The 14,042-nt window shown below is 62.6% G+C and carries 12 protein-coding genes and 1 pseudogene; 4 read left to right on the forward strand and 9 right to left on the reverse strand.

The genetic code is table 11. The annotated features are described in order from the left end of the window. Window positions 1–289: pseudogene (locus tag PAN31117_RS21635) on the forward strand (allantoicase); the annotation flags it as partial. A 1-nt stretch (window position 290) separates the two neighbouring features. Then, entirely contained in the window at window positions 291–824 is a 534-nt protein-coding gene (locus PAN31117_RS21640) for an ureidoglycolate lyase (RefSeq protein WP_150740030.1), read from the forward strand. A gap of 397 nt (window positions 825–1,221) precedes the next feature. On the opposite strand, the gene PAN31117_RS21645 is transcribed toward PAN31117_RS21640, so the two are convergent. The 7 genes from PAN31117_RS21645 to PAN31117_RS21675 form a co-directional block, all read right to left on the reverse strand. Beyond that, complete coding sequence (locus tag PAN31117_RS21645; protein ID WP_150740156.1) at window positions 1,222–1,629, reverse strand: RidA family protein; 408 nt, start codon at window positions 1,627–1,629, stop codon at window positions 1,222–1,224. Window positions 1,630–1,631: 2 nt separating this feature from the next. Beyond that, window positions 1,632–2,105, reverse strand: a complete 474-nt coding sequence (locus PAN31117_RS21650) for an acyl-CoA thioesterase (protein ID WP_150740031.1) — start codon at window positions 2,103–2,105, stop codon at window positions 1,632–1,634. An 81-nt stretch (window positions 2,106–2,186) separates the two neighbouring features. Then, the gene (locus PAN31117_RS21655; protein WP_150740032.1) at window positions 2,187–3,830 is read right to left on the reverse strand and encodes an AMP-binding protein; all 1,644 of its coding nucleotides are present in this window, start codon (window positions 3,828–3,830) and stop codon (window positions 2,187–2,189) included. Between the two features lie 202 nt (window positions 3,831–4,032). Continuing rightward, entirely contained in the window at window positions 4,033–5,217 is a 1,185-nt protein-coding gene (locus tag PAN31117_RS21660; RefSeq protein WP_150666524.1) for an acyl-CoA dehydrogenase family protein, read from the reverse strand. Window positions 5,218–5,220: 3 nt separating this feature from the next. Continuing rightward, the gene (locus tag PAN31117_RS21665; RefSeq protein ID WP_150661506.1) at window positions 5,221–6,084 is read right to left on the reverse strand and encodes an enoyl-CoA hydratase family protein; all 864 of its coding nucleotides are present in this window, start codon (window positions 6,082–6,084) and stop codon (window positions 5,221–5,223) included. Between the two features lie 143 nt (window positions 6,085–6,227). Next, window positions 6,228–7,049 (reverse strand): SDR family NAD(P)-dependent oxidoreductase, encoded by an 822-nt coding sequence (locus tag PAN31117_RS21670; protein ID WP_150740033.1) that lies wholly within the window; start codon window positions 7,047–7,049, stop codon window positions 6,228–6,230. Window positions 7,050–7,058: 9 nt separating this feature from the next. Continuing rightward, a complete protein-coding gene (locus PAN31117_RS21675; protein WP_150740034.1) occupies window positions 7,059–9,401 on the reverse strand; it encodes a bifunctional salicylyl-CoA 5-hydroxylase/oxidoreductase in 2,343 nt (780 codons plus the stop codon). Between the two features lie 370 nt (window positions 9,402–9,771). On the opposite strand from PAN31117_RS21675, the gene PAN31117_RS21680 reads away from it, so the two are divergent. Further along, entirely contained in the window at window positions 9,772–10,086 is a 315-nt protein-coding gene (locus tag PAN31117_RS21680; protein ID WP_246189216.1) for a DUF5076 domain-containing protein, read from the forward strand. Between the two features lie 58 nt (window positions 10,087–10,144). Here the strand turns inward: PAN31117_RS21680 and PAN31117_RS21685 are convergent, their stop codons facing one another. Next, window positions 10,145–11,503 carry an MFS transporter gene (locus PAN31117_RS21685; protein WP_246189209.1) on the reverse strand — a complete coding sequence of 453 codons (1,359 nt, stop codon included), beginning with the start codon at window positions 11,501–11,503 and terminating at the stop codon, window positions 10,145–10,147. After that, window positions 11,500–12,897, reverse strand: coding sequence for a M20 family metallopeptidase (locus PAN31117_RS21690; RefSeq protein WP_150740036.1), 1,398 nt, complete (start codon window positions 12,895–12,897; stop codon window positions 11,500–11,502). Before PAN31117_RS21690 ends, PAN31117_RS21685 begins: the two co-directional genes overlap by 4 nt. Window positions 12,898–13,103: 206 nt before the next feature. Here PAN31117_RS21690 and PAN31117_RS21695 point away from each other — a divergent pair, with 206 nt between their 5' ends. Beyond that, window positions 13,104–14,021 (forward strand): LysR family transcriptional regulator, encoded by a 918-nt coding sequence (locus tag PAN31117_RS21695; protein WP_150666512.1) that lies wholly within the window; start codon window positions 13,104–13,106, stop codon window positions 14,019–14,021. The last annotated feature ends 21 nt before the right edge of the window (window positions 14,022–14,042 follow it).

A 14,042-nucleotide genomic window follows, 5' to 3' on the forward strand; every position in this document is an offset into this window, starting at 1 on the left:
TGGCAAGATCGAAGTGGATACGGCGCACTTCAAGGGCAACTTCCCGGACCGTTGCTCCATCCAGGCGGCGTATGTGACGGGCGGCACCGAGCAGTCGCTGATTACGCAATCGATGTTCTGGCCGGTGTTGTTACCGGAGCAGAAGTTGGCGATGGACAAGCAGTTCTACTTCGAAGAGCGGGTGCAGAAGCTGGGAGCGATCACGCACATCCGTTTCAACATCATTCCGGATGGTGGGGTGTCGCGTCTGCGTCTGTGGGGCCGGTTGAGTGAAAAAAAAGGAGCGTGATATGGCAGGACCGACGTTGAAGATCGAGCGGTTGACGCGGGAGGCGTTTGAGCCGTTTGGCGATGTGATCGAGTTGGAGGGGGCGAAGCATTTCGCGATCAACGGCGGGACGACCGAGCGTTTCCATGATTTGGCGACGGTGGATCTGGGCCCGGAGGGTGGGCGCACGTTGGTGAACGTCTTCCGTGGTCAGCCCAGACAGTTGCCGTATGAAGTGAAGATGTTGGAGCGTCACCCGTTGGGCAGTCAGGCGTTCATTCCGTTGAAGACCACGCCGTATCTGGTGGTTGTCGCCCCGGCGGGCGAGCTGGACGTAAGCAAGATGCGCGCGTTCGTCTCGGATGGATGGCAGGGCGTGAACTATGCCAGGGGCGTGTGGCATCACCCGTTGTTGGCGTTGGATGAGGTGAGCGACTTTGTGGTGGTGGATCGTGGTGGTGACGGACACAACTGTGACGAGCAGGATTTGCCGGGCGTGTATTTGCTGACGCAGGCGGCGTTGGATGCGGTGCAAGGTGCGCAGAAAGCGGCGTGAACAAGAAGGGACGGAAGAAGGACGGAAGGAAGCGGTAATAAGAGACGCCGGGCGATGCCCGGCGTTTTTTATTGAGTGGGAGAAAGCAAAGTAAGGCGCAGAGAAAAGCGGTTAGGCGTGGGGAGGGACTGGAAACGTGTGGGCGACGACACGGCCGTCCCGCAGCAGTTGCGGAGCACGTGCGGGGCGGGTGTGGCGTCGCGATGGTGCTGGAGTAGAGCGGTGTCGACGGGACCGGTGGCGTCGAGATAGGAAGCGGGAAGCGGGCGGTGTCGGTTGAGGCACTGGGTGCTTCGAGGGAGACGGACCGGGGCCCCTTTCTGCAGCGAGTTGGGTTTATGTCTGAGCGGCGGAAAGGGGCCCCGGTCCGTTAGGGGGGAGGTTTTAAAAGAGAGAATCAGGCAGCGGGCACAACAGCCGTCACTTCGATTTCGACCTTAGCTTCGTCTTCAACGAGATCGGCAACTTCCACGGCGGTCATCGCGGGGAAGTGGCGTCCGATGACGGCGCGATAGTGTTCACCGATGGCGGGATAGTTGGCGACGTATTCGCGTTTGTTCTTGACGTACCAGGTCATGCGAACGATGTGCTCGGGCTTGGCGTTACCTTGCGCGAGGATCGCGACAATGTTCTCGAGCGTTTGACGCACCTGGAGTGCAAAATCATCCGTCTCGAAGCGTTGCTGCCCATTCCAGCCGATCTGACCGCCGACGAAGATGATGCGGCTGCCTGCCGTCATTTCGAAGGCCATGCCGTTGGCGTAGCCGCGCGGTTTTGCCCATTCGGGCGGTTGGAGAACTTGCAGCATCAGGACACTCCTTCAATCACAGAATCGGGTGAAGCAAAGCGAACAATCGCGTCGCGTTGGGCTGGGGGCACGGGGATCGGGGCGGGTTTGCCGCCCTCGCCTTTTGCGACCCAGACCAGCACGAGCGTGGCTTGCAGCCGGGTCTCGTCGTTCGCGCCTGCGAAGCGGATACGCAGCGTCATGGACGAGCGGCCGAGACGGGTCACTTCCAGCGAGCGTTGCAGCGTGTCGCCTAGAAAACTTGGGGTACTGAAACGGCATTCGATGTTTGCTGTGGGCACGCCCATGCCGTCGCGCAGGTGCATGTCGCCGAATGAGAGGCCGAGGCCTTCGGCGCACCAGTCTTCGACGAGATCGTTGATCATTTCGAAGTAGCGCGGATAAAACACGATGCCTGCCGGGTCGCAGTGTTTGAAGCGCACCAGAAGCGGTTTCACGAAAGCGTGTTCCGCGACATCGGTTTTCGTTGTCATTCCGTCCTCCCCTGCCGAAGTCAGTGGGTGCCCACTGGAGCACCCAGAACCTTGTCGTTATCGTTTTGCTGTAATGCTGTATTACTGCGCCATCTGACGCAGCTTGAAGCGTTGCAGCTTGCCGGTCTCCGTGCGTGGCAGCGCGTCGACGAACTCAATGGCTCGCGGGTACTTATACGGTGCGATGTTAGCCTTCACATACTCCTGAAGCGTCTTCACCATCGCATCGTCGCGGGCCTGCCCGGACTTGAGCACCACGTAAGCCTTCACAATCTGACCGCGCGTCTCGTCGTCGGCACCGACCACCCCGCACTCCGCGACCGCCGGGTGCTGTAACAGCGCAGACTCCACTTCCGGACCCGCGATGTTATAGCCCGCCGAGACGATCATGTCGTCCGAGCGCGCCTGATAGTAGTAATTACCCGCTTCGTCGCACATAAAGGTGTCGCCCGGCAGGTTCCAGCCGTTCTTCACGTAATTCGTCTGACGCGAGTCGGCGAGGTAGCGGCACCCCGTCGGCCCCTTCACGGCGAGCTTGCCCACTTGCCCCGGGGGCAGCGGTTGCATGTTCTCGTCCACGATCATCGCGATGTAACCGGGCACCGGCTTACCGATCGCGCCCGGCACCACGTCGCCATTGGCCGCCGAGATAAAGATGTGGATCATCTCCGTGCCACCGATACCGTCGATCATCTCGATGCCCGACGCCTGCTTCCACAACTGACGCGTCGCATCCGGCAACGCCTCACCGGCGGACACCGTCTTCTTCAGACTCGAAAGGTCGTACTTACCCACCAGCGCCGCCATCTGACGATAGAACGTGGGTGCCGTGAAACAGATCGTCGCGCGGTAGTCTGCGATGGCTTGCAGCAGGCTGTCCGGCGAGAGCTTCTCCAGCAACACCGTTGCTGCACCAACGCGCAACGGGAACGTCAGCAAGCCCCCCGTACCGAAAGTGAACGCTAACGGGGGAGTGCCGCAGAAGATGTCGTCCGGCCCCGGCTTCAGCACGTGACGCGGAAACAGATCGCACATCGCAAGCACGTCGCGATGGAAGTGCATCGTGCCCTTCGGCTGGCCCGTCGTACCGCTGGTGAAGGCAATCAGACAGACATCGTCCGCGGCCGTGTCGCAGGCATCGAAACTCGTCGGCTGACGGGCCATACGGGCCTCCAGTGAGTCCTCACCAACGTCGTGGAAATACACCACCTTCGACAGCACCGGACAGAAGTACTCATGCCCTGCCTGACGATTGAATTCCAGCTCTTCCTTCAACCGACCATCGCACAACGCCGCCGTCACCTCAGCCTTGTCGACGATCTGCTTGAGTTCCTTCGCACGCAGCAGCGGCATCGTCGGCACACCGACCAGCCCGGCCTTGATCACCGCGAGCCATGCGGCCGCCATGAACAGATTGTTCGGACCACGCAGCAACACGCGATTGCCCGGCACCAGCGCCATATCGTTGCGCAACACATGGGCGATGCGGTCCACCATCTCGCGCAAACCGAGATACGTCGTGACCGTCGGCTGACCGTTCTCGACCGAGTAAATCGCGGGCGCGTCGCCGCGTCCCTGCGCAATCGTACGGTCCAGCAAATCGGCGGCGCAGTTCAAGCGCGCCGGGTACGCCACGTCCGGATTGTCCAGCAGAAACTCGGGCCACTGATCCGCAGGCGGGAGATTGTCGCGCGCGAAAGTGTCGAGATGTCCAGATCGTTCCATGTGCTTCTCCTTGCCCCCGGTAATCAAGCATGACGCCGGCGCTTCGCGCCCGACGTAGTCCTAGTGCTTCCAAGTGTTATTGCAAGACGCCATGCCATCCCTGTCTCCGTGGGTTGCCACTGCGCACATCCCAAGTCCTGCCGTGTTACCGCCATGGACTTGTCAAAGCATGTCCCGCGCGTCGACTGCCGAATGCGGACGATCAACCGTCCTTAAGCAGTTCGCGCGCGATGATCAGTTTCTGTACTTCCGTCGCCCCTTCGTAAATCCGCAGCGATCGGATCTCGCGATACAGACGCTCCACCACCGCGCCCGACACCACGCCTGCGCCGCCGAACATCTGCAACGCTCGATCGATCACCTGCTGCGCCGACTCCGTCGAGAACATCTTCGCCATCGCCGCTTCACGCGTCGTGCGTTGCCCCAGAACGTCGCGCTGCCACGCGGCGCGGTACGTCAGCAAAGCGGCAGCGTCCACCGACGTCGCCATGTCGCCCAGTGCCGCCTGCGTCAACTGGAAGTCCGCCAGCGTCTGACCGAACATCTCGCGAGACTTCGCGCGCGCCAGCCCCTCATCCAGGGCGCGACGCGCAAAACCCAGCGCGGCGGCCGCCACCGATGCGCGGAAAATATCCAGCGTCATCATCGCGACCTTGAAGCCCTGCCCTGCATCGCCCAGACGCTGCGACGCTGCCACACGGCAGTTCTCGAATTTCAGACGCGCCAGTGGGTGCGGTGCGCTCACATCAATACGCTCGGCAATCGTCAGGCCTGGCGTGTCGGCGTCCACCACGAACGCGCTGATGCCGCGTGCGCCGGGTGCTTCTCCAGTGCGAACGAATACGCAATAGAAGTCCGCGATGCCGCCGTTGGAGATCCACGTCTTCTCGCCGTTGAGCACGTAGTGGTCACCGTCCGGTGTGGCCGAGCAAGCCATCGCCGCCACGTCCGAACCGGCATTCGGCTCCGACAGCGCGAACGCCGCAATCGCCTCGCCCGACGCCACGCGCGGCAGATAACGCTGCTTGAGCGCGTCGCTGCCCGCGAGCGTGATTGCGCCGCTGCCGAGTCCCTGCATCGCGAAGGCGAAATCGGCGAGACCGTCGTGACGTGCCAGCGTTTCGCGCAGCACACACAGTGCGCGCGAGTCCAACTGATCCAGCGCACCGCCGTGGCTCGCAGGCACGCAATACTTCAACCATCCCGCACGGCCCAGTTGCCGCACGAGCGAGACACACGTCGCATCCGTATCTGCGTGATGGTCGACCTTCAGCTCGCGCGTGCACCAGTCGTCGAGTTCCGTCCCGAGATGGCGATGTGCGTCGTCGAAGAACGGCCAAGCCAGAAAGTCGGCATTACGCGCGTTGTGAGGCGTGATATCGCTCATAGGTCAGTCGCCTTTGAACACCGGCTTTTGCTTTGCGACGAAGGCGTCGTAAGCGCGGCGGAAATCCTTCGTCTGCATGCAGATGGCTTGTGCTTCGGCTTCGGCCTCGATGGCTTCGTCGACGCCCATATTCCATTCCTGATGCAGCAACTTCTTCGTCACACCATGCGCGAAGGTCGGTCCGCAGGCAATCTGATCGGCCAGCGTTTGTGCTGCCGAGAGGACCGCACCGCCATCGTGCAACGCGTTGAAGAAGCCCCACTGCTGGCCCTCTTCCGCCGTCATCACGCGGCCGGTGTAAAGCAGTTCGGATGCCCGACCCTGCCCGATCATGCGCGGCAGCAGCGTGCAGGCGCCCATGTCGGCACCGGCCAGCCCCACACGCACGAACAGGAATGCCGTCTTCGTCTGCGGCGTGCCCAGACGCATGTCCGAAGCGAGCGCCACCATCGCGCCCGCACCGGCGCAAATGCCGTCGATGGCGCTGATGATCGGCTGCGGACAAGCGCGCATCGCCTTGACGAGATCGCCTGTCATGCGCGTGAAATCCAGCAGTTCCGGCATGCTCATCTGGGTGAGCGGCCCGATGATCTCGTGGACGTCGCCCCCCGAGCAGAAATTGCCGCCTGCGCCCGTCACGACAACCGTCTTGATGTCCGTTGCATAGACCAGCCCGCGAAACAGATCGCGCAGCTCGGCGTACGAGTCGAACGTCAGCGGATTCTTCTTGTCGGGACGGTTCAGCGTGATCGTGCCGATGCTCGGACGCCCTTGCGCGTCGTTAGACACCGACCACAGAAAGTGCTTGGCTTCATAGTTCGCGAACGGGCGCTTGTGATGCGCCATCGTCAGTTTCACGTCACTCATTGGCCGATCTCCTTTGCCATCGTCGAGCCGCTCCGGGTCGGCGTTCTGCGCCCATGAAGCCCGACGATCCTGCTAGTTGAAATGACGTTGCGCGATCATCCGACTGCGCAACGCCCTGAGTCTCTGTCACACACCCACAACACCTAGCCGACAGTCACTTCCCCGCCAGCCACCGCAATCGACTGCCCCGTCACCGCGCCCGCGCCTGGCTGGCACAGCCACAGCACCGTGTCGGCCACTTCCTGCGGCTGTACTAGGCGTCCCTGCGGATTGCGCTTCGACAGCTCGGCACGCGCTTCGTCTTCGCTGCGCCCCGTCTTCGCGACGATGTTCGCGACCGCGTCGCGCACGATGTCCGTTTCCGTATAGCCTGGGCAGACGGCATTCACCGTCACGCCCTTCTTCGCAACTTCCAGCGCCAGCGCACGCGTCAGACCGACCACGCCGTGCTTGGCGGCGCAATACGCGCTGACGTACGGATAGCCGATGAGGCCTGCCGTGCTGGCAACGTTGACGATGCGTCCCCAGCCAGCGCTCAGCATGGCGGGCAGTGCGGCTGAAATGCAGTGATACGTGCCCGTCAGGTTGACGTCGATCATCTGCTGCCAGAGCGCGGCGTCCGTCTTGCCGAAGGGCGCGCTCACGGCCTGCCCCGCGTTGTTGACGAGCACCTGCACCGGACCGAAACGCTCTGCGGCTTGGGCGAAAGCGGCCTCGACCGCGTTGGCGTCGGCAATGTCCGCCGCTACCCAGGCCACCTCGCCAAACGAGGCCAGCGCCTGCCCCCCTTGCGCAAGCTTCGCTTCACTGCGACCGAGCAACGTCACGCGCGCCCCCTGCGCGAGTAGCGAGCGGGCCACCGCTTCGCCGATGCCGCGCGCGCCGCCTGTGACGAGGGCGTGCACGCCCGTGAGCGACGCTGGTGTCGTACCGATGGCGTGGGTGGAGGTTGTCGTCGACGTCATGAACTGTCCTTATTTACCGATCTGTTGAGCGTACGCGGCAGCACGCTCCAGATTGGTCTCGTACTGACGTTTGCCCGCATAGTACTGCGACGGCCACGGCAGATCCTTGTAGCCGATCTTCGCGGCTTCGTGCAGCGTCCAGAACGGATCGGCCAGATGCGGACGCGCGAGTGCGCACAGATCGGCGCGACCCGACGCGATGATGCTGTTCACGTGATCCGCCTCGAAGATGGCACCGACGGCAATCGTCGGCACACCGGCTTCGTTGCGCACGCGATCAGCGAACGGTGTCTGAAACATGCGGCCGTAGACCGGCTTCTCTTCCTTGCTGACCTGACCCGACGAGCAATCGATGAGATCGGCCCCGGCGTCCTTGAAGGCGATGGCGATCGCGACGGCGTCATCCGGCGTGATCCCGCCTTCGACCCAATCGTGCGCCGAGATACGCACCGACATCGGCTTGGCGGCGGGCCACACATCACGCACCGCATGGAACACTTCCAGCGGATAACGCAGACGGTTTTCCAGCGAACCGCCGTACTCGTCCTGACGCTGGTTCGTCAGCGGCGAAATGAAGCTCGACAGCAGATAGCCGTGCGCGCAGTGCAGTTCGAGCCAGTCGAAACCGGCTTCGGCGGCGCGACGTGCAGCTTGCACGAAGTCGTCCTTGACGCGGTCCATATCGGCGCGGGTCATTTCGCGCGGCGTCTGCGACACGCCATCGATGTACGGCATCGGCGAGGCCGAGATCAGCGGCCAGTTGCCGTCATTGAGCGGCAGATCGATGCCGTCCCAGGCCAGACGCGTCGAGCCCTTACGGCCCGCGTGCCCGATCTGCATGGCGATTTTGGCGTCGCTGCCCGAATGCACGAAGTCGACGATGCGCTTCCAGGCGTCGCGTTGTTCGTTGTTCCACAAACCGGGACATCCCGGCGTGATGCGCGCGTCCGGGGACACGCAGGTCATTTCCGCGACGATCATGCCCGCGCCGCCCAGCGCACGGCTGCCAAGGTGGACGAGATGGAAGTCGCCGGGCACGCCGTCGACCGCCGAGTACATCGCCATCGGCGACATCACGATGCGGTTCTTGAGCGTGAGTTCGCGTGCGCGGAACGGCGTGAACATCGGCGGAATCGCGTGCTGACCGGCGGCGCGCTTCACGCCCGCGTGTTCGGCGAGCCAGTCTTCGTAGCCTTCGACATAACCGGCGTCGCGCACGCGCAGGTTCTCGTGCGAGATCCGCTGCGAACGCGTGAGCAACGAATAAGCAAACTGTTCGGGGGCGAAGCGGGCGTAACGGTCGACGGTTTCGAACCACTCCGTCGAATTGCGCGCCGCGTTCTGAATCTTGAGCACTTCGATGCTGCGGGCGGCTTCGTAGTCGTTGAGCACGTGCGGCAAGGCGTCGATGCCTTGCGTGCCGAGACCGTCCGCGAGGGCGATGGAGTCTTCGAGCGCAAGCTTGGTGCCCGAGCCGATGGAGAAGTGAGCCGTGTGTGCGGCGTCGCCCATGAGCACGACCGGCACGCGCTTGCCGTCGATATCGGTCCAGTGCACCCAGCGCTCGCAAATGACGCGCGGGAACTGAATCCAGATGGCGGAGCCGCGCAGGTGCTTCGCGTTGCTCATCAGTTCGTGGCCACCGAGGTACTTCGAGAAGAGGTTTTCGCAGAACTTCACGCCCTCCTCCTGACTCATCTGGTCAATACCGTGGGCGCGCCATACCGATTCTGGCGTCTCGACGATGAACGTCGACGTGTCGGCATCGAACTGATAGGCGTGCGCCTGGAACCAGCCGTGTTCGGTCTTCTCGAAGGCGAACGTGAAAGCATCGAAACGTTGATGCGTGCCGAGCCAGACAAAGCGGTTCTGACGCGTGTCGATGTCGGGGCGGTAGGTATCGGCGTAACGCGTACGGATGCGGCTGTTCAGGCCGTCGGAGGCGATCACCAGATCGGCGTTGTAACGGCGGGCGATCTCCTGATCGTCGCTCACGTCCGTCTCGAACACGAGTTCGACGCCGAGGGCTTCGCAGCGCGCTTGCAGAATGTTCAGGAGTTTCTTGCGCCCAATGCCGATAAAGCCGTGCCCGCCCGAGGTGATCGTGCGGCCTTCGAAGTGGATGTCGATGTCGTCCCAGTGGTTGAACGCGGCATTGATCTCTGCAGCGCTGACCGGGTCGGCTTCCTGGAGGTTGTCCATGGTGGCGTCGGAGAATACTACGCCCCAGCCGAAGGTGTCGTAAGGCCGGTTGCGCTCGACCACCACGACACGATGGGAAGGATCGCGCAGCTTCATCAACAGCCCGAAATACAGACCTGCGGGACCGCCACCGATACAGACGATATTCATCTCCAGCCTCCGGATTCACAGATCGCGTCGCGCTAGCCGAGCGGTCGACCTTTGTTAAATCATAAATAGTTTATGCCTAAAATACTAGCGAAAAAAATTGACGGCGGCAAGACTGTCGAGGGGGTAAAAACCGGGGGAAGGGAAAGTCCTTAGACGACGCTTTGCGCGACGCGGATTGGGGCGATTTATCAGACAAGTACCAAAGCAATCTACGGTCGTTACCCGATGGGTTCGAACGATTGGCCGCGTCATCATCGACGCATGGGTTTGCCCAGTGCAAAGCCAGCGTTTTCGGCCTTTGCCAGCACACTCCCTATTCAAACCAGACCGACGGCTCGCGTGAGCCGGTCAACGATCCGAGAGGCAATTGATGCACGCATGTCCCATCCCCGACGCCGTATTAGCCGACGATGACGCAGTTGAAATGCTGCGCGTCTGGACCGCAGAAAAGACGATGTACTGCTCGATGAAGGTCGGGATGTATCAGGAAACCCGGAAGGTTTCCGAGGAGGCGGTCTGGGGCGTCATCCTCGCGGACGTCGCCCGTCAGGTATCGGACGCTCTCCGGCAGGCCTACCCCGACACCGAATCCGATTCGCTCGCCATGGTGCGGGATCACTTCCTAAACGAGTTGCGCGCCCCGTCGCTCCTTTCGACCGAGGACGCGCCGACTCAGCATCACTAATTCCGCGACGTAATGGCGTAGCGATGTAACGTCCGAGGTGTCGTCCAAGGTGTCGTCATTAGCGAGCGCCCATCCTCGTTCTCGCGATCAACAGCGTCATCAGACTGATCACCGCGCCCACCATCAGATATAACCCCGGAGCCAGCTTGTTGCCCGTCGCCGCAATCAGCCACGCGACCGCCAACGGCGTGAAGCCGCCAAAGATCGTCGTCCCCAGGTTGTAGCCGACGGCCATGCCGGTGGCCCGCGTGCGCGTCGGGAACAACGACGACATCAGGGCCGGGATCGGCGCGAAGTACACCGCCTTCAACGTGCCCACCCACAGCATCACGACCATCATCGTCGCCAGCGACGCATGCGCATTCATGAAGGCAAATGCCGGATACACCGTACACAAGAACAGCAGACCGGCTACCAGCATGATGCGAATGCGTCCGACCTTATCCGACCAATGGCCGACGAACGGGGTGAGCGTCATGATCACAAACCCTGTCACCAGCGTCGCGATAAAGCCCTGCGCGGGCGGCAGGCCGAGTTGCTTCGTGGCATACGTCGGCATGTACAGGATCATGTAGTTCGCGGTCGTCGTCAGAATCAATGCGCCGATGGACACCAGCAGACGCGACTTCTGCGTCGCAAGCACCTCCCACACTGGCGACTTGCCTGCATCGCCGCCCTCGGCACTTGCCGCCTTCTTGCGTGCCACATCGTTCGCGAAGGCCGGTGTTTCGTCGACGTACTTCCGAATGTACAAGCCGATCGGGCCGACCAGCATCCCAAACAGGAACGGAATCCGCCAGCCCCACGATTCGAGTTGCGGCTGTGTCAGCGCGCCGGTCAGCACCGCCCCGAACGCCGACGCCAGCAACGTGCTCGCGCCCTGACTCGCGAACTGCCAGCTCGACATGAAGCCGGGACGGTTCGGCACGTGCTCGACCAGAAATGCTGTCGAGCTACCGAACTCGCCGCCCGCCGAAAACCCCTGCATCAGGCGGGACAGGAAGATGCCGATGGGTGCCCACACGCCGATGACCGCGTACGTCGGCATGAAGGCGATGATGCCTGTGCCGACCGTCATCATTGCAATCGAGAGCATCAGTGACGCGCGCCGTCCATGTCGATCGGCGTACGCGCCCAGCACGAACGCCCCCAACGGACGCGCCAGATACGACAGCGCGAACGTGCCAAGCGCCATCAGCAACGACACGGTCTCGTCATGCGCAGGGAAGAACAGCTTCGAGATCGTCACTGCAAAGTAGCCGTAGACGATCAGGTCGTACCATTCGAGCGCATTGCCGATGGACGTCGCGACGATCAGTTTGTAGACAGGCACGTCGGAACGCGCGCCCGCCTTCACATTGGCGCCGTTGGTACCCTCGGCATGATCCGCCCCGGCGGCGGCAGCGGAACTGTTCATCGCGGTTTCCCCTCTTTCAGGTTCACATCCCCCAGATCCCAGAACAGCCCCGCCATGATCTGCAACGCCTCACGTGCCACCGAACCCAGCAGATGCTCGTCCGGCGCGTGTTGCGAACACGCCGGATAGGAGTGCGGCACCCACAGCGTGGGCAACCCAAGCACATCGGCGAAAACATCGTTCGGTAACGTGCCGCCCAGGTTCGGCAGCAGCACCGGCGGCTTGCCGGTCGTCTCGCGCATCGACGCCAGCGCCCACAATACCCACGGATCCTCCGGGTCGAGACGCGTCGCCATGACACCGCGCTCAACTTCTACGTCCACCATCGTGAAGCCATGCGCGTCGAGGTGCGCACGCACGATGTCCCCCAGACGCTCCCAATCCGTCCCGACGACGAAGCGGATCTGCATGTGCGCGTAGGCGTAAGGCGGAATCGCGTTGACGGGCTTCTCGGGATTGCCCGTCTTGAAGGCCAGCACTTCTATGTTGTTCCAGCCGATGACGCGCTCGGTCGGCGTCAGGCCCGGCTCGCCGTAATCGGCATCGACCTCGGGATCGTTCGGGCCACCACCGACTTCGAGTCCGGCCAGCGCACGTCGTACCGACGCTGGCAGTTCGGGGGGACGCAATCCCTCCACCAGAATCTTGCCGTTGCCGTCGACCATCGACGCAATCGCATTCGCCAGCACAACGCCCGGATTGCGCAGCAGGCCGCCCCAGTTCCCGGAGTGATGACCACCGTCACGCAGATTCAGGCTGAGTTTGAAGTTGACGAGACCGCGCGAGCCAAGGAAGACCGTGGGCCGCTGCGCCGCCAGACGCGGACCGTCGGAGGCGATCAGCACGTCCGCACGCAATTCGTCGCGCAGTTGTTCGCAGATGGCGTGCAGCCCCGGCGAGCCCATTTCCTCGCCCATCTCGACGATCATCTTTACGTTGTAACCGAGCTTGCCGCCACGCACGGCGAGTACCTCTGCGAGCGCCGCCAGATTGATCGTGTGCTGCCCCTTGTTGTCGGCGGTACCGCGCCCGTACCAGCGATCGCCTTCGACAACGATCTCCCACGGCTTGAGTCCGTCGCGCCATTGCGCGTCGTAACCGCGCACGACGTCGCCATGCCCGTAGGTCAGGACAGTCGGGGCGTCGTCGCTTTCGTGACGCTCGGCAATCAGGAACGGTCCGCCGCCCTGAATCGGGTTGGGGACGATGCGCGACGTGAAGCCCAGCGTCGCGAGCGCGGGCGTCATTTCGTCGGAAAGATAGGCGCGGAGAACGTCTCCGCTGTCGGGCTCCTGACTCTCTGTCTTGTAGGCGACGCGACGATTGAGGGTGTCGAGGAAGGCGCCCGAATCGTATTGGGCGGTGGCTTGGGAAATCGCTGCGCTACGGGTCACTGCTTGTCTCCAGATGGCTTTGTGGGCACGGCTGCCGGTCTCGCTCATTGGTACGACATGGATGCGACGCGTGTCGGTAGCACGCTGCGGCACAACCGTTCAGGCCATTCTAGGAGTCGGTATTTTTGACAACAATGATAATATTTCGAAGGTTTCTTTGCCGTTTCGGCAAAGCAGAAATGACGGCCTCCTACCCCGCTCACCCCATGCAAACACACGCACTGCGCTACTTTCTGGAAGTCGCCCGGACGGGCTCTCTGAGCCGGGCGTCGGAACGCTTGCATGTGGCGGTCTCGGCCTTGAGCCGTCAGATCGCCAAGCTGGAAGAGGATCTGGGGACGCCGCTATTCGAACGGCGTCCGCGCGGCATGGTGCTGAGTGAAGCGGGCGCGCTACTCGCGGATCATGCGCGACGTGTGTTGCTCGATGCCGAGCGCGTCACCTCCGAGATTCGCGGACTCACGGAAGTGGGCCGCGCAACGATTCGTGTCGCCAGTTCGGAAGGTGTGGCGCGCGACTTCCTGCCACAAGTCTTCGCGCGCTTTCGCGAGGCGTATCCGGGTGCACACTTTCTGCTGGATGTCGTCTCGCCGTTCGAAGCGACGGAGCGCGTACGCGACGGCGAAGCCGACATCGCGGTGTGCTTCAGCGTCGCGCCCGAAAAAGGCGTGCAGGTCGTTCATACACAACCCGCACCGATCTACGCGTTGATGGCAAAAAAGCATCCGCTCGCCAAGCGGCGCGACGTTGCCCTTGCCGACCTGCTGCCGTACCCGATGGCGCTATCGGAGGCCGGGGTGACGATCCGCCAGATGTTCGACTTGTGCTGCACCCTCGAAGGCCTGCTGTTCGAACCGGTCTTCATCAGTAACTACCACGCCGCACTGCACAGCTTTGTGCGCTCAGGCAACGCCGTCACGCTCACCGGGCTGTTGACGGTGCGTAGCCGTCTCGCGCCCGAGGGACTCGCCGCCATCCCCATCCGCAATCCGGCGCTGCATCAGCGCTCCCTTCAAGTGCAGACCATGGCCGGACGCACCCTGCCCGCGCCCGTCGAGGCGTTTCTCGGCCTGCTCATCGACGCCATCCGCGCCCCCGAAATTCTCGACAAGCCGTTTGCCTGACGTCACGAACCGACGCCCCGA

The organism is Pandoraea anapnoica (genome assembly GCF_902459765.1).
In the GTDB taxonomy this organism is placed as follows: Bacteria; Pseudomonadota; Gammaproteobacteria; order Burkholderiales; family Burkholderiaceae; genus Pandoraea; species Pandoraea anapnoica.

What these genes read in the sequence shown, in the direction of transcription:
- PAN31117_RS21640 (WP_150740030.1), top strand. Translation starts at nt 291, where the DNA reads ATGGCAGGACCGACGTTGAAGATCGAGCGGTTGACGCGGGAGGCGTTT.
- PAN31117_RS21650 (WP_150740031.1), bottom strand. Translation starts at nt 2,105, where the DNA reads ATGACAACGAAAACCGATGTCGCGGAACACGCTTTCGTGAAACCGCTT.
- PAN31117_RS21655 (WP_150740032.1), bottom strand. Translation starts at nt 3,830, where the DNA reads ATGGAACGATCTGGACATCTCGACACTTTCGCGCGCGACAATCTCCCG.
- PAN31117_RS21660 (WP_150666524.1), bottom strand. Translation starts at nt 5,217, where the DNA reads ATGAGCGATATCACGCCTCACAACGCGCGTAATGCCGACTTTCTGGCT.
- PAN31117_RS21665 (WP_150661506.1), bottom strand. Translation starts at nt 6,084, where the DNA reads ATGAGTGACGTGAAACTGACGATGGCGCATCACAAGCGCCCGTTCGCG.
- PAN31117_RS21670 (WP_150740033.1), bottom strand. Translation starts at nt 7,049, where the DNA reads ATGACGTCGACGACAACCTCCACCCACGCCATCGGTACGACACCAGCG.
- PAN31117_RS21675 (WP_150740034.1), bottom strand. Translation starts at nt 9,401, where the DNA reads ATGAATATCGTCTGTATCGGTGGCGGTCCCGCAGGTCTGTATTTCGGG.
- PAN31117_RS21680 (WP_246189216.1), top strand. Translation starts at nt 9,772, where the DNA reads ATGCACGCATGTCCCATCCCCGACGCCGTATTAGCCGACGATGACGCA.
- PAN31117_RS21685 (WP_246189209.1), bottom strand. Translation starts at nt 11,503, where the DNA reads ATGAACAGTTCCGCTGCCGCCGCCGGGGCGGATCATGCCGAGGGTACC.
- PAN31117_RS21695 (WP_150666512.1), top strand. Translation starts at nt 13,104, where the DNA reads ATGCAAACACACGCACTGCGCTACTTTCTGGAAGTCGCCCGGACGGGC.